General features: G+C 56.5%; 18 protein-coding genes. 12 read left to right on the plus strand and 6 right to left on the minus strand.

Features of this window, described 5'->3' with window-relative positions:
- The first annotated feature begins 17 nt into the window (after window positions 1–17).
- The 7 genes from pepP to AC1UKS_RS04410 all read left to right on the plus strand — a co-directional run bounded on the left by pepP (window position 18) and on the right by AC1UKS_RS04410 (window position 9,485).
- Window positions 18–1,331, plus strand: a complete 1,314-nt coding sequence (gene pepP, locus AC1UKS_RS04380; protein ID WP_482435932.1) for a Xaa-Pro aminopeptidase — start codon at window positions 18–20, stop codon at window positions 1,329–1,331.
- Window positions 1,331–2,509, plus strand: coding sequence for a 2-octaprenyl-6-methoxyphenyl hydroxylase (ubiH, locus tag AC1UKS_RS04385; RefSeq protein WP_482435933.1), 1,179 nt, complete (start codon window positions 1,331–1,333; stop codon window positions 2,507–2,509). The genes pepP and ubiH overlap by 1 nt, the downstream gene beginning before the upstream one ends.
- A gap of 13 nt (window positions 2,510–2,522) precedes the next feature.
- Window positions 2,523–3,725, plus strand: a complete 1,203-nt coding sequence (ubiI, locus tag AC1UKS_RS04390) for an FAD-dependent 2-octaprenylphenol hydroxylase (RefSeq protein ID WP_482435934.1) — start codon at window positions 2,523–2,525, stop codon at window positions 3,723–3,725.
- A gap of 492 nt (window positions 3,726–4,217) precedes the next feature.
- Window positions 4,218–5,312, plus strand: a complete 1,095-nt coding sequence (gene gcvT / locus AC1UKS_RS04395) for a glycine cleavage system aminomethyltransferase GcvT (RefSeq protein WP_482435935.1) — start codon at window positions 4,218–4,220, stop codon at window positions 5,310–5,312.
- A gap of 29 nt (window positions 5,313–5,341) precedes the next feature.
- Window positions 5,342–5,728 (plus strand): glycine cleavage system protein GcvH, encoded by a 387-nt coding sequence (gene gcvH, locus AC1UKS_RS04400; protein ID WP_013203656.1) that lies wholly within the window; start codon window positions 5,342–5,344, stop codon window positions 5,726–5,728.
- 71 nt (window positions 5,729–5,799) lie between these two features.
- Entirely contained in the window at window positions 5,800–8,673 is a 2,874-nt protein-coding gene (gcvP, locus tag AC1UKS_RS04405; protein WP_482435936.1) for an aminomethyl-transferring glycine dehydrogenase, read from the plus strand.
- Between the two features lie 68 nt (window positions 8,674–8,741).
- A complete protein-coding gene (locus tag AC1UKS_RS04410; RefSeq protein WP_482435937.1) occupies window positions 8,742–9,485 on the plus strand; it encodes an SDR family oxidoreductase in 744 nt (247 codons plus the stop codon).
- Window positions 9,486–9,532: 47 nt separating this feature from the next.
- Here the strand turns inward: AC1UKS_RS04410 and AC1UKS_RS04415 are convergent, their stop codons facing one another.
- From AC1UKS_RS04415 to AC1UKS_RS04430, 4 genes are all read right to left on the minus strand, one after another.
- Window positions 9,533–10,972: a 6-phospho-beta-glucosidase gene (locus tag AC1UKS_RS04415; protein WP_482435938.1), complete on the minus strand. Its 1,440-nt coding sequence runs from the start codon at window positions 10,970–10,972 to the stop codon at window positions 9,533–9,535.
- Between the two features lie 56 nt (window positions 10,973–11,028).
- Complete coding sequence (locus AC1UKS_RS04420) at window positions 11,029–12,537, minus strand: PTS transporter subunit EIIC (protein ID WP_013203652.1); 1,509 nt, start codon at window positions 12,535–12,537, stop codon at window positions 11,029–11,031.
- 149 nt (window positions 12,538–12,686) lie between these two features.
- Window positions 12,687–13,415 (minus strand): MurR/RpiR family transcriptional regulator, encoded by a 729-nt coding sequence (locus AC1UKS_RS04425; protein WP_482435939.1) that lies wholly within the window; start codon window positions 13,413–13,415, stop codon window positions 12,687–12,689.
- Window positions 13,415–14,023 carry an HD domain-containing protein gene (locus tag AC1UKS_RS04430; protein WP_482435941.1) on the minus strand — a complete coding sequence of 203 codons (609 nt, stop codon included), beginning with the start codon at window positions 14,021–14,023 and terminating at the stop codon, window positions 13,415–13,417. The genes AC1UKS_RS04425 and AC1UKS_RS04430 overlap by 1 nt, the downstream gene beginning before the upstream one ends.
- 260 nt (window positions 14,024–14,283) lie before the next feature.
- On the opposite strand from AC1UKS_RS04430, the gene trhA reads away from it, so the two are divergent.
- Window positions 14,284–14,937, plus strand: coding sequence for a PAQR family membrane homeostasis protein TrhA (trhA, locus tag AC1UKS_RS04435; RefSeq protein WP_265908562.1), 654 nt, complete (start codon window positions 14,284–14,286; stop codon window positions 14,935–14,937).
- 40 nt (window positions 14,938–14,977) lie between these two features.
- Here trhA and ygfZ read toward each other — a convergent pair whose 3' ends face one another.
- Window positions 14,978–15,961 (minus strand): tRNA-modifying protein YgfZ, encoded by a 984-nt coding sequence (ygfZ, locus tag AC1UKS_RS04440; protein WP_482435942.1) that lies wholly within the window; start codon window positions 15,959–15,961, stop codon window positions 14,978–14,980.
- A 217-nt stretch (window positions 15,962–16,178) separates the two neighbouring features.
- On the opposite strand from ygfZ, the gene sdhE reads away from it, so the two are divergent.
- Entirely contained in the window at window positions 16,179–16,445 is a 267-nt protein-coding gene (sdhE, locus tag AC1UKS_RS04445; protein ID WP_013203646.1) for an FAD assembly factor SdhE, read from the plus strand.
- Window positions 16,426–16,824 carry a protein YgfX gene (locus AC1UKS_RS04450; RefSeq protein WP_053143651.1) on the plus strand — a complete coding sequence of 133 codons (399 nt, stop codon included), beginning with the start codon at window positions 16,426–16,428 and terminating at the stop codon, window positions 16,822–16,824. The genes sdhE and AC1UKS_RS04450 overlap by 20 nt, the downstream gene beginning before the upstream one ends.
- A 38-nt stretch (window positions 16,825–16,862) precedes the next feature.
- On the opposite strand, the gene fldB is transcribed toward AC1UKS_RS04450, so the two are convergent.
- Window positions 16,863–17,381 carry a flavodoxin FldB gene (fldB, locus tag AC1UKS_RS04455; protein ID WP_053143653.1) on the minus strand — a complete coding sequence of 173 codons (519 nt, stop codon included), beginning with the start codon at window positions 17,379–17,381 and terminating at the stop codon, window positions 16,863–16,865.
- Window positions 17,382–17,479: 98 nt separating this feature from the next.
- Between fldB and xerD the strand changes: the two genes are divergently transcribed.
- Window positions 17,480–18,373: a site-specific tyrosine recombinase XerD gene (gene xerD, locus AC1UKS_RS04460; RefSeq protein WP_482435943.1), complete on the plus strand. Its 894-nt coding sequence runs from the start codon at window positions 17,480–17,482 to the stop codon at window positions 18,371–18,373.
- A 51-nt stretch (window positions 18,374–18,424) separates the two neighbouring features.
- Entirely contained in the window at window positions 18,425–19,129 is a 705-nt protein-coding gene (dsbC, locus tag AC1UKS_RS04465; protein ID WP_053143720.1) for a bifunctional protein-disulfide isomerase/oxidoreductase DsbC, read from the plus strand.
- Window positions 19,130–19,132: the final 3 nt, after the last annotated feature.

Consider the following 19,132-nt stretch of genomic DNA (forward strand, 5'->3'; position numbering starts at 1 on the left):
ACACTCAGGAGAAGTTGATGACCCAGCAAGAATTTTTACGTCGACGCGCTGCATTGCTCAGCAAAATGGCGCCGGCCAGCGCCGCGGTGATTTTCGCTGCGCCGGAAGCCACGCGCAGCAACGACAGTGAATATCCTTATCGCCAGAACAGCGATTTCTGGTACTTCACCGGCTTTAACGAACCCGAAGCCGTGCTGGTGCTCATCAAAAGCGACGAGAGCCACAATCACAGCGTGCTGTTTAATCGCGTGCGTGACCTGACCGCAGAAATCTGGTTTGGCCGCCGTCTGGGCCAGGATGCCGCACCCGAGAAGCTCTCTGTCGATCGCGCGCTGCCTTACGACCATATCGGCGAGCAGTTGCCGCTGCTGCTGAACGGGCTGGACGTGGTATATTACGCGCAGGGACTTTACCCTGAGGCCGATTCGCTGGTATTTGCGGCGCTGGACAAGCTGCGTCGCGGCTCGCGCCAGAACCTGACGGCGCCTGCTACCATCACCGACTGGCGTCCTGTGGTGCATGAAATGCGCCTGTTTAAATCTGCGGAAGAGCAGGCTGTATTGCGCGAAGCGGGCCGCATCAGCGCGCTGGCACATACGCGCGCCATGCAGACATGTCGCCCTGGCATGTATGAATACCAGCTTGAAGGTGAGATCCAGCACGAATTCAATCAGCATGGCGCACGCTTCCCGTCCTACAGCACCATTGTTGGCGCCGGTGAAAACGGCTGCATCCTGCACTACACCGAAAATGAGTGCCAGATGCGCGATGGCGATCTGGTGCTGATCGATGCCGGGTGTGAACTGAAAGGCTATGCCGGCGATATCACGCGTACCTTCCCGGTCAACGGCAAGTTCACCGCACCTCAGCGCGCGATTTACGACATCGTGCTGGAATCATTAAACACCTCGCTGGAACTGTTCCGCCCCGGCACCAGCATCCGTGAAGTGAATGCGGTCGTGGTGCGCATCATGGTGACCGGGCTGGTGAAGCTGGGCGTGATGAAAGGCGATATCGATACGCTGATCGAAGAGCAGGCCCATCGCCAGTTCTTTATGCACGGACTGAGCCACTGGCTGGGGCTGGACGTGCATGACGTCGGCGTGTACGGCAACGATCGCGACCGCACGCTTGAGCCAGGCATGGTGATCACCATCGAGCCGGGTCTGTATATCGCGCCGGATGCGGATGTACCTGCCGAATATCGCGGCATTGGCATTCGCATCGAGGACGACATCATTATCACCGCTGAAGGTAACGAAAACCTGACGGCGACAGTGGTGAAAGAGCCGGATGAGATCGAAGCGTTGATGGCGGCAGCGAAAGCCTGATGAGCATCGTAATTGCAGGCGGAGGAATGGCGGGAGCCACGCTGGCGCTGGCCATTTCTCATCTGACGCAGGGACAGGTGCCGGTCACGCTGGTGGAAGCCACCGAACCCGCCAGCCGATCCCATCCTGGCTTTGATGGCCGGGCGATTGCGCTGGCGGCGGGAACCTGTCAGCAGCTGGCGGCCATTAATCTTTGGCCGTACTTGAAGGATTGCGCCACCGCCATCACCCATGTTCACGTCAGCGATCGCGGCCATGCCAGTTTTGTCTCGCTGGATGCTGCCGACCATGGCATTTCTGCGTTGGGTCAGGTGGTTGAGCTGCACGATATCGGCCAGCGGCTGTTTACGCTGCTGAAGAAGGCGCCCGGCGTGCGCGTATGTTGCCCGGCTAAAGTTACGGAGCTGGTGCGCAATCAGCAAGACGTGCAGGTGACGCTCAGCAATGGCGAAACCTTGCCGGCTCAGCTGCTGGTGGCGGCCGACGGCTCGCGCTCCTCGGTGGCGGCGTCCTGCGGCGTGCAGTGGCAGTCGCAGGATTATCAACAGGTGGCGGTGATCGCCAACGTGGCGACTCAACAACCCCATCTGGGCCGGGCCTATGAGCGTTTTACCGAGCATGGCCCGTTGGCGTTATTGCCGATGTCTGCAGGCAGAAGTTCGCTGGTGTGGTGCCATCCGCTGGACGATAAAGCCCGTATCGATGGCTGGAGCGATCGGCAGTTTATTCACCAGCTTCAGCAGGCGTTTGGCTGGCGCTTAGGACGCATCACCCAGGTCGGGCAGCGCCACAGCTATCCGCTGCAGCTGCAGGCTGCCTCTCAGCACGTTTCACACCGGCTGGCGCTGGTCGGCAATGCCGCGCAAACGCTGCATCCGATCGCCGGTCAGGGATTTAATTTAGGGCTGCGTGACGTGATGTCGCTTGCCGAAACGGTCGCGGCAAGCTGGCGCGCTGGCGAAGATGTGGGAAGTTATGCCACGCTGCAGCGCTATCAGCAGCGCCGACAGCCGGATGCCGCGGCCACCATCGGCATTACCGACACGCTGGTCAGGTTGTTTGCTAACCGCTACACACCGCTGGTGGCAGGAAGGAGTCTTGGCCTGATGGCGATGGACTCGCTGCCGCTGGTGCGTAATTTGCTCGCCGAGCGCACGTTAGGCTGGGTTGAGCGCTAAGGAGAAAGCAGTAATGCAAACCTATGATGTTATCGTCGCAGGCGGCGGTATGGTTGGACTGGCGGTCGCCTGTGGCCTGCAGGGCAGCGGGATGAAAATCGCGGTACTGGAGCGTGAACCTGCCGCAGAACCGTCTGTGGCTGATCAGCCTGCGCTGCGGGTGTCCGCCATCAACGCCGCCAGCGAACGTCTGCTGCAGCATCTTGATGTCTGGACCTCGATTCTGGCGGCACGCGCCAGCGCCTATCACGGTATGGAAGTCTGGGACCGCGACAGTTTTGGTCACATCGCTTTTGACGATGGTCAGCAAGGGCTGGCGCACCTCGGCCACATTATCGAGAATCCGATTATTCATCAGGCGCTGTGGAAGAAAGCCAGCGAGCTGAGCGACATCACGCTGATTGCACCGGCAGAGCTCCAGCAGGTGGCCTTTGGCGACAACGAAGCCTTTGTCACCCTGAAAGATGGCAGCATGATGAGTGCCCGTCTGCTGGTGGCGGCCGATGGTGCTAACTCCTGGCTGCGCAACAAAGCGGATATTCCGCTGGCGTTCTGGGATTACGACCATCATGCGCTGGTGGCCAATATCCGCACCGGGCAGCCGCACGACGCGGTAGCCCGTCAGGTATTCCACGGCGACGGCATTCTGGCGTTCCTGCCGCTGAGCGATCCGCATCTGTGCTCGATTGTCTGGTCGGTTTCGCCGCAGGAAGCGACACGTTTGCAGTCGATGCCGGAAGATCTCTTCAATCAGCAGCTATCGGTGGCCTTCGATCTGCGACTGGGGCTGTGTAAGGTGGAAAGTGAGCGTAAAAGCTTCCCGCTGATGGGACGTTATGCCCGCAACTTTGCCGCGCACCGTCTGGCATTGGTCGGCGACGCCGCGCATACCATTCATCCGCTGGCAGGTCAGGGCGTTAATCTCGGTTTTATGGATGCCGCCGAACTGATTGGTGAAGTGAAGCGCCTGCACCAGCAGGGCAAAGATATCGGACAGCACCTGTATCTGCGTCGCTACGAGCGCAGCCGCAAGCACAGTGCGGCGATGATGCTGGCCGGAATGCAGGGCTTCCGTGAGCTGTTTAACGGCAATAACCCGGCGAAAAAGCTGCTGCGTGATATTGGTCTGAGCCTGGCCGATAATTTGCCTGGCGTGAAGCCACGTCTGCTGAAGCAGGCGATGGGGCTGAACGATCTTCCCGATTGGTTGCGGTAACCTTGCGATGCCGTTCAGGGCGAAGTTCACCTTGCCCTGAACGTTTTCCCTCCTCTGCTTTTCCCCTGTTGCTGCTAATCTTTACACCAACTTATTTGCCCACAGAAACGCTTTTTCAGGTGAGTGCAACGGCTGCCCCATTTTGGCCCATCGTTTGAAAAATTCTAATTTTACTGCCCACTTCGCATTACTTTTAATAATGCATAAATTGCTAACCTGAAGTTATTTTTTATCTGTTTCGCCTGAAACCCTTACTTTTAAACTGAATTTTTAGCGGTTGATTGCCGTTTATGTGCGGTTTGCCGCGGAAATCTGGTGAAAAATGCTGGAAACTCTGTTGCCGTTCCGCCCTGCACTGAAAAGATTCACCCCCGTTTAACTTATGGTTAATGGCAGCATTCGGTGGTAAGTTCAGAACCAGGGTATCGTTTGCGTTCCGGTCGCCACAGGCTGTGACCAGGCGCATGACAACTTGTAAAGCACAGGAATGATATGACTCAGCAGACCCCCTTATTCGAACAGCATCAGGCTTGCGGTGCGCGCATGGTGGATTTCCATGGCTGGATGATGCCGCTGCATTATGGCTCCCAGATGGATGAGCACCACGCGGTCCGGACTGATGCCGGCATGTTTGACGTCTCTCACATGACCATTGTCGATCTCAAAGGTGCGCGCACCCGGGAATTCCTGCGCTATCTGCTTGCCAACGACGTTGCCAAACTCACGGTGCCGGGCAAAGCCCTTTATACCGGCATGCTTAACGCATCGGCTGGCGTAATTGACGATCTGATTGTTTACTTTATGACCGAGGACTTCTTCCGTCTGGTGGTTAACTCTGCCACCCGTGAGAAAGACCTGGCGTGGATTGGCGAGCACGCGACACCGTTCGGCGTTGAGCTGACGCTGCGTGACGACCTGTCGCTGATTGCCGTGCAGGGTCCGCAGGCGCAGGAAAAGGCGCAGACGCTGTTTGACGAAGCGCAGCGCCAGGCCGTAGCCAGCATGAAGCCGTTTTTTGGCGTGCAGGTCGGTGAGCTGTTTATCGCCACCACCGGTTACACCGGCGAAGCAGGCTACGAGATTGCACTGCCCAATGAGCAGGCGGCGGATTTCTGGCAGAAGCTGCTGGCGTCAGGCGTGAAGCCTGCGGGCCTGGGCGCACGCGATACGCTGCGTCTGGAAGCCGGTATGAATTTGTATGGTCAGGAGATGGACGAGGGCGTCTCTCCGCTGGCCGCCAATATGGGTTGGACCGTGGCGTGGCTGCCGGAAGATCGCAATTTTATTGGTCGTGAAGCGCTGGAATCCCAGCGTGAAAAAGGCACCGAGCAGCTGGTCGGCCTGATCATGACTGAAAAAGGCGTGCTGCGTAATGAACTGCCGGTCCGCTTTACCGACGGCGAAGGCAATCTGCGTGAAGGTGTGATCACCAGCGGATCTTTCTCCCCGACTTTAGGGTGCAGTATTGCCCTGGCACGCGTACCGGCTGGCATTGGCGAGCAGGCTATCGTGCAGATCCGTAACCGGGAAATGCCGGTTAAGGTCACTAAACCGATTTTTGTACGCGCCGGTAAACCGGTCGTCTGATAACAATAACCTCTCAGGAGAGCCTGGCGATGAGCAATGTGCCAAATGAACTGAAATACCGTGACAGCCACGAATGGGTGCGCAAAGAAGCCGACGGAACTTACACCGTAGGCATCACCGAGCACGCGCAGGAGCTGCTGGGCGATATGGTGTTTGTTGACCTGCCGGATGTGGGTAACACCTACAGCCAGGGCGACGACTGCGCCGTGGCCGAGTCAGTGAAAGCGGCGTCGGATATTTACGCGCCCATCAGCGGCGAAATTATCGAGGTGAATAGCGCGCTGGACGGCGAACCGGAGCTGGTTAACAGCGCCCCGTACGCCGAAGGCTGGCTGTTCAAAATCAAAGCCAGCAATGAATCTGAACTGGATTCGCTGCTGGATGCCGATGCTTACAAAGGCAGCATCGACGAATAAATCATTGCCCTGCGGGACGAGCCCACTCGTCCCGCTTCTGCTTACCATGCCCGATTCAGGATTTACCGCTAATGACTCAGACTCTCAGCCAGCTTGAACACACCGGCGCGTTTATCGAGCGCCATATTGGTCCTTCGCAGGAGCAGCAAGCTGCGATGCTCAATGCCACCGGTGCCAGCTCACTCCATGACCTGATCGCGTCGATCGTGCCGGCAGATATTCAGTTGCCGAGCCCGCCTGCGGTGGGGGATGCCCTGACTGAACATCAGGCTCTTGCGGAGCTGAAGGCGATCGCCAGTCAGAATCTGCGTTACAAATCCTATATCGGCATGGGCTATACCCCGGTGCTGACCCCGCCGGTTATCTTGCGCAACATGCTGGAAAACCCAGGCTGGTACACCGCTTACACCCCTTATCAGCCGGAAGTGTCTCAGGGGCGTCTTGAAGCGCTGCTGAACTTCCAGCAGCTGACGCTGGACCTGACCGGTCTGGATATTGCTTCCGCCTCATTGCTGGACGAAGCCACCGCCGCCGCTGAAGCGATGGCGATGGCCAAACGCGTCAGCAAGCTGAAAAACGCCAACCGCTTCTTTGTGGCGGACGATATTCACCCGCAAACCCTCGACGTGGTGCGCACCCGTGCGGCGACCTTCGGCTTTGAAGTGCTGGTCGATAAAGCCGAAAAAGTGCTCGATCATCAGGAGGTGTTCGGGGTGCTGTTGCAGCAGGTCGGCACTACCGGTGAAGCACATGAGTACAGCGATCTGATTGCCGAACTGAAAAACCGCAAGGTGATCGTCAGCGTCGCGGCGGACTTTATGACCCTGGTGTTGTTGCAGGCACCGGGTAAAATCGGTGCGGATATCGTCTTTGGTTCCGCGCAACGCTTTGGCGTGCCAATGGGCTACGGCGGTCCACACGCCGCCTTCTTCGCCGCCCGTGATGAACATAAACGCTCGATGCCAGGCCGCATTATCGGCGTCTCGCGCGATGCCGCAGGCAATACCGCGCTTCGTATGGCGATGCAGACCCGCGAGCAGCATATCCGCCGTGAGAAGGCGAATTCCAACATCTGTACCTCGCAGGTCTTACTGGCCAACATCGCCAGCCTGTATGCGGTTTTTCATGGACCGGTAGGGCTGAGGCGCATTGCCTCCCGTATTCACCGTCTGACCGACATTCTTGCCGCCGGTCTGCAAAAAGGCGGCCTGACGCTGCGCCACCACAGCTGGTTCGATACGCTGACCGTGGAAGTCAGTGATAAAGCGGCCGTACTGGATCGTGCGTTAAGCTTCGGCGTGAATCTGCGTACCGATATTCTTAATGCCGTCGGCATTACGCTTGCTGAAAACACGCTGCGTGAAGATGTCGTCGCGCTGTTCTCGATTCTGCTGGGCGAAAATCACGGTCTGGATATTGATGCGCTGGACGCGTCGGTCGCGGAGGAAAGCACCTCGGTGCCGGCTGCGCTGCTGCGTAAGGATCCGATCCTGACCCATCCGGTGTTTAACCGTCATCACAGCGAGACTGAGATGATGCGGTATATGCACAGCCTGGAGCGTAAAGATCTGGCGTTGAACCAGGCGATGATCCCGCTGGGATCCTGCACCATGAAGTTGAACGCGGCGGCCGAGATGATCCCCATCACCTGGCCTGAGTTCTCTGAGCTGCACCCCTTCTGTCCGGCCGACCAGGCGACGGGTTACCTGCAGATGATTGGTCAGCTTTCCCAGTGGCTGGTTCAGTTAACCGGTTACGACGCACTGTGTATGCAGCCAAACTCGGGTGCGCAGGGTGAATATGCCGGCCTGCTGGCTATCCGTCACTACCATGAAAGCCGTAACGAAGGCGGGCGTAATATCTGCCTGATCCCAAGCTCCGCGCACGGAACGAACCCGGCCTCTGCGCAGATGGCGGGCATGTCGGTGGTGGTGGTCGCCTGTGATAAACAAGGCAACATCGATCTGCACGATCTGCGGGTCAAGGCCGAGCAGACCGGCGATGCGCTCTCCTGCATCATGGTCACCTACCCGTCGACGCACGGCGTTTACGAAGAAACCATCCGTGAAGTCTGTCAGATTGTGCACCAGTTCGGCGGCCAGGTTTATCTGGACGGCGCGAACATGAATGCCCAGGTGGGGATCACCACGCCTGGCTATATTGGCGCGGACGTTTCCCACCTCAACCTGCATAAAACCTTCTGTATCCCACACGGCGGTGGCGGTCCGGGTATGGGGCCTATCGGCGTAAAAGCGCACCTGGCACCGTTTGTGCCGGGTCACAGCGTGGTGCAGATTGATGGTGTGTTAACCCAGAACGGCGCGGTCTCTGCGGCCCCGTTCGGTAGCGCATCGATTCTGCCCATCAGCTGGATGTATATCCGCATGATGGGTGCAGAAGGGCTGAAGCAGGCCAGTTCTGTGGCTATCCTCAATGCCAACTACATCGCCACGCGTCTGCAGTCGGCCTATCCAATCCTTTACACCGGACGTGATGGCCGCGTCGCGCACGAATGTATTCTGGATATCCGTCCGCTGAAAGAGCAGACCGGGATCAGCGAGCTGGATATCGCCAAACGCCTGATCGACTACGGTTTCCATGCACCGACCATGTCGTTCCCGGTGGCGGGAACCCTGATGGTTGAACCGACCGAATCAGAAAGCAAGATTGAGCTCGACCGCTTTATTGACGCAATGCTGGCGATCCGCATGGAAATCGACCGTGTTGCGGCGGGAGAATGGCCTGCCGACAATAACCCGCTGGTCAACGCGCCGCATACGCAGATGGAAATCGTCGGTGACTGGGATCATCCGTACACCCGTGAACTGGCGGTGTTCCCGGCAGGCAGCGACAACAAATACTGGCCAACCGTGAAGCGTCTTGATGACGTGTACGGCGACCGTAATCTGTTCTGTTCCTGTGTGCCGCTGAGCGAATACGAGTAGTTATCCGGCAAATTGGCTACAGTAGAAAGGGCACATGAGGTGCCCTTTTTTTTTATGGGAGTGAAGTGATGAAAACGGCTTTAGTGACCGGCGGTGGACGCGGCATCGGCAGAGAAACGTCGCTGTTGCTGGCGCAGCGGGGATATCAGGTTGCGGTGAATTATCATCAGAACGCGGCAGCGGCAGAAGAGGTGGTGGCGTTAATCAAACGACAGGGCGGACAGGCATTCAGCGTGCAGGCGGATATTGCGCAAGAGCAGCAGGTGGAAGCGATGTTTGCACTGATCGACCGCCAACCGGGCACGCTGACCGCGCTGGTCAATAATGCCGGCATACTCTTTCAGCAGACCACGCTGGAGCAGCTGACCGCAGAGCGTATCAACCGGGTGTTTGCCACCAACGTCACCGGCTGTTTTATCTGCTGTCGCGAAGCGGTAAAACGCATGGCGCTGAATCATGGCGGGCAGGGTGGGGCGATCGTCAACGTCTCATCGGCAGCTTCCCGCTTGGGCGCGCCCGGCGAATACGTCGATTATGCGGCGTCGAAAGGGGCGATGGATACGCTGACCAAAGGGCTCTCGCTGGAAGTGGCGGCGCAAGGTATCCGGGTAAACGGTGTCCGGCCGGGCTTTATATACACCGAGATGCATGCCAACGGCGGCGAACCCGGCCGTGTTGATCGGGTGGCGTCGGCGATCCCGATGAAGCGTGGCGGTCAGCCTGAGGAGATCGCCCAGGCCATTTGCTGGCTGCTAAGCGATGAGGCCTCCTATATCACCGGCAGCTTTATTGATGCCGCCGGTGGGCGCTAACGGATGGCCGGGGTGCACCGCTAATGTTCCACCCCGGCGGTTTATTGTCAGAGCTTTTCACCCTGGCTGGCAATTACCTGCTGATACCAGCCGAAGCTCTTCTTCTTCGAACGTTTCAGGGTGCCGCTGCCGTCGTCGTTTTTATCAACGTGGATAAAGCCGTAACGTTTGCTGTACTGGCCGGTAGTAAAGGACACGCAGTCAATGCAGCCCCACGGCGTGTAGCCCATCAGCTCGACACCATCGTAGAACACTGCCAGCTTCATCTGTTCGATATGCGCTTTCAGATAGGCAATGCGATAGTCATCGTTGATCTGCCCATCGGCTTCCGGCTTATCGATGGCACCAAAACCGTTTTCGACAATAAACAACGGTTTCTGGTAACGCTCGTACAGCGCGGCCAGCGAATAGCGCAGCCCCACCGGATCAATCTGCCAGCCCCAGTCAGACGCCTTCACATGCGGGTTCGGCACGCTGCCCTCAAAGCCTGAAACCGCGCTGCCGGTGCCTTCGGCGTTGGCCTGCACCGCGTTGCTCATGTAATAACTCAGGCCGATATAATCCGCACAGCCTTCGCGCAGCACCTGTTCATCTTCATTCTGCATCTCAATATGGTATCCCTTGCGGGCCCACTCGTTGAGGATGTAGGACGGGTAATAGCCGCGCATATGCACATCGCCAAACAGATAGCGTTCGCGCATCGCTTCCTGCGCCAGCATCACGTCATCGGGATGGCAGGAGAAGGGATAGAGCGGCACCATGGCAATCATGCAGCCAATTTGTAAATCGGGATTAATCTTGTGACCGAGGCTGACCACTTTAGCGCTGGCGACAAACTGGTGATGCAGCACCTGGTACATGGCCTGCTCAGGCTGCGGATGGTCGGTAAATACCACGCCTGAACAGCAGTAACCGAACAGCGGATACTTCCAGTTGCGCTGGTTATTGATCTCGTTAAAGGTCATCCAATACTTCACTTTATTTTTGTAGCGCTCCAGCACCACCTCACTGAACCGCACAAAGAAATCCACCACTTTGCGATTCAGCCAGCCGCCATACTCTTTCACCAGGTGATAGGGCATCTCAAAGTGGGAGAGGGTGATCACCGGTTCGATATTGTGCTTCAGCAGTTCATCAAACAGGTCGTCATAAAATTGCAGACCGGCCTCGTTGGGCTGCTGCTCGTCGCCGCTGGGGAAGATGCGCGTCCAGGCAATCGAGGTGCGGAAGCATTTGAACCCCATCTCGGCAAACAGGGCGATATCGTCTTTATAGTGCGAGTAAAACTCGACGGCCTGGTGATTTGGGTAGCTGTAGCCTTCCAGCACGCCGTCGGTCATCACCCGATCGACGCCATGCGCACCGCCGGAGAGCACATCCGCAATGCTGACGCCTTTGCCGCCCTGATCCCACCCGCCTTCAACCTGATGCGCGGCAACCGCGCCTCCCCACAGAAAATCTGCTGGTAACTGCTGATGTTTGCTCATCAATCCCGTCCTTTTGGTAAATGTATGCTGTCGGGCGGCGAGCGCCGCCCGTTGAATCAGGCTTTGGCTGGCTTCAGCGGCGCGGGGTCAACCACCACCGGCTGCTCCTTAAACCCGGCAAACCAGGTAAAGACCACGCCAAGCACAAAGGCGATGCTTATCGACATCAGGAAGCCAATAAACTGGGGCATATGGCCCTCTTTAAAGAACACCGGCAGCACGGCGATGCCCGGCAGGCAATAGCTCCACGACACGGCGTTAAAGAAGCCCGCCACCGAGCCACCAATCGCGCCGGCCAGACAGCCGCAAATCATTGGACGTTTCAGCCTGAGCGCCACGCCATACAAGGCCGGTTCGGTAATGCCAAACAGCGCGGTGAGTCCGGCGGAAAGCGAGACGCGCTTCATCTCCATATCGCGGGTCTTCAGCCAGACGCCAAAGGTGGCGCCCGCCATGGCGAACACTGCCGAAGCCTGCAGGCCGGTAAAGGTGTCATAGCCCAGCGTGGCATAGTTACCGACCGTTACCGGGGTAATGCCCCAATGCACGCCCAGCGTCACCAGCGGCATCCACACCGCGCCCACCACGAAGCCGGCAATCACCGGACTGAGGGAATACAGGGTGTTATAAACGCCACCAATGGCGCCGCCAATCGCATTGCCAATCGGGCCGAAGGCCAGCAGCGTCAACGGCACCATAATCGCGATGCAGAACATCGGCGTGAACAGGTTGCGGATCACCAGCGGCAGGATGCGTTCAAAGAAATGCTGGATATAGGACATGATCCACACCATCAGAATGATCGGGATCACCGAGGCGGTATAACTGAGGTACTTAACCGGGATGCCGAAGAAATCCAGCGGCGCGGCGTTAACCGGCACGCCCGCAACCTCCGCCAGGATCTTCACCATTTCCGGGTTACCGACAGCCTCTTTCATCAGCTGTTGCAGGGCCGGATCCGCCGAGTTAGCCAGCAGGATTTTATTGGCGGTCAGCATATTCATATAGTCCGGGCTGACCAGTGCACAGGCGGCAATCACCGCGGTGAAAGGATTGACGTTGAATTTCTTCGCGGCGGTAAAGGCCACCATCACCGGTAAAAAGGTGAAGCCCGTCCAGGAGACGAAGTTAAGAATGCGATAGGCGCCGCTGGCCTGATCCATCCAGCCAAGGGCGGTGACCAGCGATAAAATTCCCTGCAACACGCCGCAGGCGGCAAGCGGATAGAGGAAGGGTGCAAAGATGCTGGAGATGATATCCATCAGGCGGCTGACCAGCCCGACGTTGGGGGCAGAGACCGGCGCATTCTCATCAACGCTGACCAGTTTCAACACTTCCTGATAGGCGTCGCCGACGTGATTGCCAATCACCACCTGAAGCTGACCGCCCGCTTCAATAACGGTAATTACCCCTTTAACCCGTTTTAATTGATCCTTATTAACCTTCGCGCCATCTTTTAATATAAAACGTAATCGGGTAGCGCAATGTGTGACATTGATCACATTGTCATTGCCGCCAATCAACGCGACAATTTCCACTGCAGACTGAGCATAATTCAACGCCATGTCTTACTCCTCGGTAGGGTACCTTTGCTCCTGACTGGAGTCATTGGTTTATTATTATTACCGCGAGTTTAACAAGGAACCGAATATTGTCACGATATAACAAATCACCGGCGATGTGATTTGTTACATGAAAAAAACAGGGTGTTTTTTTATTTCAGTTTACTGGCCAGTCTGCGGCCAATAGTTTCCAGAATATAGATCACCGGCACCTGCGTGGTGACGTCATACTCGCCGGAGACCAGCAGCTGTGGCATATGATAGGAGAGATTAAAGTCTGCCATCTTTGCCAGCGACGAATTATCATTATTGGTGATCGAGATAACCTGACACTGATGCAAACTAAACTGGCTGGCAAGACGCAATATTTCCGGTGTTTCGCCAGATACCGATAATATAATGGCGACGGCATCCTTATACATGTCGCTATTAACCGGATAATAAGGGTCATCGATATGATTACTGAACTTGCCGACGTTGGAAAAGAAGCGGGCGCCGTATTTTCCCAGGGTACCTGAGGTGCCTGCACCGACGAAAATGATCCTTTCCGCACGGACCAGATGTTTTACCGCCTCATCAATTAAGCTTTCGAACTCTTCATTGTTGATGCTTTTAAAAAAACTGACGATTTCACTGACGCCGGAATAACCCGGTTGCTGCTGTTCCTGCTCAAGATAGAGCTTAAAACGGATGCGAAATTCGGAATAACCGTCACAGTGCATTTTGCGGCAAAAGCGCAGCACGGTGGTGGTGGAAACCTGCGCGGCATCAGACAGTTCGCGAATGGTCATATACATGACCTTATCGCGATTCTTAATGGCGAAATTATAAACCTGCAGTTCCAGGCTGTTGAGGGTTGCAAGGTTATGGTGAGTAAACATTACAGCAGCCAGCCTTGTTGCTGCGCGCGATGCAGATGCTGCTTCAGGTGTCCCCACAGCGTCGGCCACTGTTGAGCAATCACCGCATTGCGGCTGACCACCTGTTCCAGGCGAATGCCGTTTTCCTTCCAGCTTTGGCCCTGATTGTGCAGGTTCTGGATAATCGGCAGCGCACGGTCAAGCATATTGGCGAAGCGTGCATCAGCCGTCTCGCCCGTTTCATACTCGTCCCACAGCGCGCGGAACCGATCGCGCTGCGCCGGCGGTAAAAGGGCGAAGATACGGTCAGCGGCGGCCACTTCCTGCGCGTGAATCGCTTCGCGAGCCGCCAGGTCATACACCAGCACATCACCGGCATCAATTTCCACTACATCATGCAGCAGCGCCATCTGTACCACGCGCTGCACGTCGACCTGAAAACCGCAGTACGGCGCAAGGCTCATCGCCGCCACCGCCAGATGCCAGCTGTGCTCAGCCGAGTTTTCATGGCGATCGGTGCCAATCACTCGGGTGCGCCTTTCAACGCTTTTCAACTTATCCAGTTCCATTAAAAATTGAAAAACGTCTGTCATTTCACCGAAATCTACTGCGGATACGCTCTCTGACATGGCTGGCCTCTTCACTTCCCTGAGAAAAAATTTGGCAACCAGTGTAAGACAAAGCGTGAGAGAGGTCTTTCCAAAAAATGGGCGCTACACCTCATCACCGTTTATTTTTAAGCTTACATGTGTACTCTGAAACTATTCTCAGTTACTCTGGTTCTGCTCATTTTTCGGGCGCACTGGCCGATAACCTGTTTATTAAAAACGGTTGGAGCCCCGTTAAGAAAGGATTTCAGGCCCGTTGCGGGCAGGGAGAAAACGGTTTTATGAGTCCTAAAACTCTGGTGGCTGAAGGCTATTCGCTGGCTGAAGAAGTGGCGAACAGCATCAGTCATGGTATTGGTTTGATCTTCGGTATTGTGGGTCTGGTGCTGTTGCTGGTTCAGGCCGTCGCCATGCAGGCAACGCCGGTGGCGATTACCAGCTACAGCCTGTATGGCGGCAGCATGATCCTGCTGTTCCTTGCGTCCACGCTCTACCATGCTATCCCCAATCCGCGCGCCAAATTCTGGCTGAAACGGCTGGATCACTGCGCCATTTATATCCTGATTGCCGGCACCTATACGCCATTCCTGCTGGTCGGCCTGAATTCGCCGCTGGCGCACGGGATGTTAGTGGTGATCTGGAGTCTGGCGCTGATCGGCGTGCTGTTTAAGCTGGCGTTTGTTCACCGTTTTGAAGCGTTGTCAGTCATCACCTATCTGATGATGGGCTGGCTGTCGCTGGTGGTGGTTTATCAGCTGGCGATGAAGCTGTCGGCGGGCGGAATTTGGCTGCTGGCCATCGGCGGGATTATCTATTCGCTCGGGGTCATTTTCTTCGTCTCGAAGCGTATTCCTTACAACCATGCTATCTGGCACGGGTTTGTGCTGGGCGGCAGCGTCTGCCACTTCCTGGCAATTTATTTCTACGTGATGTGAAAAAGGGGCCGAATGGCCCCTTTTACTTAGCTCACAACCGCTATTCGGTCAGAGAATAGGGCAGCGGCTGAATCGCCAGCTTGCCGCCTTCATCACCCTGCACGCGCAGTTCGGTGTCAGGTTCCAGATCGTTATTCAATACCGCCTGAACCCAGACCTCGCCATTATCTAACTGACAGGCGGTCAGGATAGTGCCGGTACGACGCCAGTTCTCACCCAGCTTCATTTCCAGCGCGTCGTTGGCAGCCGGAATACGTCCTGCCGCACCCGCCAGCCAGTAAAGCGCCCGTTTATTGGCACCGCGGAATTTAGCGCGAGCCACCATCTCCTGCCCGGTATAGCAGCCTTTCTTAAAGCTGATGGCGTCCAGTGCCTGCAGGTTAGTGGCCTGCGGAATAAACTGCGCGCTGGTTTCGGCATCAATCACCGGCAGACCGGCTTCAATATTCAGCGCCAACCACTGCGTGCTGTCATTGAGCTGCGCTTCGCCTTCCAGTCCTTTGCGCACCGCGTCGGCTTTTTCGCGGCTGGTCACCAGCAGGAAACGCTCCGCAGGCGCGGCAAACCACAGCAGCGTCGTGTCGTCCTGTTGAATAACCGGGTTTTCAGCGTCTGGTAGCGCGGTAAAGAAACCGCTCAGCGCCGAACGCGCCTGGAAACCGGCTACGCCAAGCAGCACCGCTTCGTCATCCGGCTGAATGACCACTTTGGCGAACACCGCATATTTCTTCAGTTCGGTGATCTGGTTATCCCGCAGGCTGCGGCGCTCCAGATAGGCCAGACCTTCGCCGCGATGGAACAGGCGCAGGTTGCTCCACATTTTCCCTTTGGCATCGCAGTGGGCGGCAGGCAGATGGCCATTGCTGGCCAGCGCAGCAACGTCCAGCGTCACCTGGCCTTGCAGATAGCTTACGCGATCGGCACCGGTCACCGTGACCAGCGCCCACTCTTCTAAAGAGATCAGCGTAAGCGGCAGGCGTGAAGAGGCCGTGGGATGACGGGGTGGGAAAGAGAGTGTCGGCATGATTCCATCCTGAATGTGAGAGCTATGCTGTTCATGTTAAAAGAGCCCACTGGCATTGCAACCAGTTTTCCGGAAACGAGGCACAAATCGCGTGATAACCCTGCAACAGATGCGACTGCTTTGCGCGCGCGCCCGCATGCCGATCACGACGGCATCAACATCAGCGGAAAAAAGCGCTACACTAGCCGCCATGTTTGACTGACTGACGATGGATAAAATGGATATTAGTAACAGAGCACGGGTTCACTGGGCGTGCCGCCGTGGCATGCTTGAACTGGATATCGCCATCATGCCGTTCTTCAAGTTTGAGTACGATACGCTGGACGACAACGACAAACAGCAGTTCGTGCGTCTGCTCGAAAGCCCCGATCCTGACCTCTTTAACTGGCTGATGAATCACGGTGAGCCGGATGATGCTGAGCTGAAGCGGATAGTCAATTTGATCCAGCAGCGAAATCAGCAACGTGGCCCTGTGGCACTCTGATTTACGGATCTCATGGCGTGCCCAGTGGATTTCTCTTTTGCTGCACGGCGTGGTGATCCTTGCGCTGTTACTCGCGCCCTGGCCTGCCAGTTTCACCCTGGTGTGGATGCTGCTGCTGACGCTGGTAGTGTTTGAATGCGTGCGCAGCCAGCGGCGGATCCGCAGTCGTGAAGGCGTGATTTCACTGCTTGAGCATCAGCAAATGCAGTGGCGGCAGAAGCGCTGGCAGATTTGTGGCCGCCCGTGGATGACCCGCCAGGCGATTTTCCTGAAATTAAGTTCAGCGAAAGGCGAGAAGGAAAAACTGTGGTTGTGCCGCGACAGCATGGATGAAGACGACTGGCGGGCATTGCGTCAGCAGTTGCTGACGCCGGGCTAACCGACTATAGCGATTCGGCAATTAAAGCGATCCGGCCTTTACAGCGATTCGGCCATTTCGGTCAGGATTTGCTCGCACCACTGGGCAATGCGTTCATCGGTGGCATCAAACTGATTGATGTCATCGAGCGCCAGCCCGACAAAGTGGCTGCCGTCTGAGGTCAGCGGTTTTTTGCTGGTGAACTCATAGCCTTCATTTGGCCAGTAACCAACAAACTTCACGCCTGACGGCATCAGCACGTCATGCAGCATACCCAGCGCATCGAGGAACCACTCGCTGTATTCGCCCTGATCGCCCATTCCATAAAGCGCCACGACTTTTCCCTGCAGATTCAGCGCAGGCAGCTCGGTCCAGATCGCCTCCCAGTCTTCCTGCAACTCGCCGAAATCCCATGTTGGGATGCCGAGGATCAGCATATCGTACTGCTCCATCAGCTGCGGCGCATCGTCTTTCAGGTTGTGCAGGGTAACAAGGTCTTCGCCAATAAAATCGCGGATCTTCTCAGCTGCCATTTCGGTGTAACAGGTGCTGGAACCATAAAAAAGTCCGATATTCATATCTGATAACTCAATTTACTTGGTGCAATGGCGCAGATTATATCAGAATTGAGCCTCTGCGGCGCAGTCAGCGACCGCAGCCAGCAAAAGGGGAAGACGTGCAGGACAGCGATCTGATTGAGCAATTTCTGGATGCCTTGTGGATAGAGCGCAATCTGGCTGAGAATACCGTGGCATCTTACCGGCTGGATTTGATGTCTCTGGCGGGTTGGCTACAGCACAATGAATCAAATTTGCTACGGGTCGATGCCGTCGATTTGCAGGGCTTCCTTGCGGAAAGAGTGGAGGGCGGTTACAAAGCCACCAGTTCGGCTCGCCTGCTGAGCGCTATGCGCCGTCTGTTTCAGTATCTCTATCGTGAGAAACTGCGCGAAGACGATCCCAGCGCGCTGCTGGCTTCCCCTAAACTCCCACAGCGTTTGCCGAAAGACCTGAGCGAAGCACAAATCGACCGGCTGTTGCAGGCGCCAAGCGTTGAACAGCCGATTGAGCTGCGCGATAAAGCCATGCTGGAACTGCTGTATGCCACCGGTTTACGCGTTACGGAACTGGTGAGCCTGACGCTGAACAACGTCAGCCTGCGGCAGGGCGTGGTGCGGGTGATTGGCAAGGGTGACAAAGAACGGCTGGTGCCGCTGGGCGAAGAAGCGGTGCACTGGATTGAGCAATATCTGGAGTACGGCAGGCCCTGGCTACTGAACGGCCAGACGCTGGATGTGCTGTTCCCCAGCAACCGCGCGCAGCAAATGACGCGGCAAACTTTCTGGCATCGGATTAAACATTACGCCACACTGGCAGGGATCGACAGCGCGAAGCTCTCACCTCACGTATTGCGTCACGCATTTGCCACCCATCTGCTGAACCACGGGGCGGATCTGCGCGTTGTGCAGATGCTGTTAGGGCACAGCGATCTCTCCACCACCCAAATTTATACGCATGTCGCCACCGAGCGGCTGCGTCAGTTACATCAACAGCATCATCCGCGGGCCTGACCTGGCGGAGTGAAATAAACGGCCCGCGAATGAGGCCTTAAAGGACAAACGATGAAAAAGCCTTACCTGGTACTTTCTCTGCTGATCGCCGCGATTAGCGGTGTGGCACATGCAGACGATGCCGCCATCCAGCAATCGCTGAAGAAATTGGGTTTGCAGCAGACTGAAATCCAGCCTTCCCCTCTGCCAGGCATGAAAACCGTGCTGACCGAGAGCGGCGTGCTGTATGTGACCGAAGATGGCAAACAGTTTATTCAGGGCCCGTTGTACGATGTCAGCGGTGGCCAGCCGGTCAACGTCACCAATAAGCTGCTGGAGAAGAAAGTCGAGGCGCTGAGCGATCAGATGATCGTTTATAAAGCGCCTAAAGAGCAGCATGTGATTACGGTGTTCACCGATATCACCTGTGGCTACTGCCGCAAGCTGCACTCCCAGATGGCTGACTACAACGCGCTGGGGATCACCGTGCGTTACCTCGCGTTCCCGCGTGAGGGGATGAATGGTCAGGTGGCGAAAAACATGGAATCCGTCTGGTGTGCGGCCGATCGTAAAAAGGCCTTCACTACCGCGATGAACGGCGGCGAAGTGTCACCGATTGACTGCAAAATCGACCTGTCACAGCACTATAAACTGGGGATCCTGTACGGCATCCAGGGCACGCCAGCCATTCTGTTGCAGAACGGCATGATGATCCCAGGTTATCAGGGGCCGCAGGAAATGAAACAGCTGCTTGATAGCCAGAAAGCGGGTGGCTAATCG

This window comes from Erwinia sp. AK-PDG3-5 (assembly GCF_056821705.1).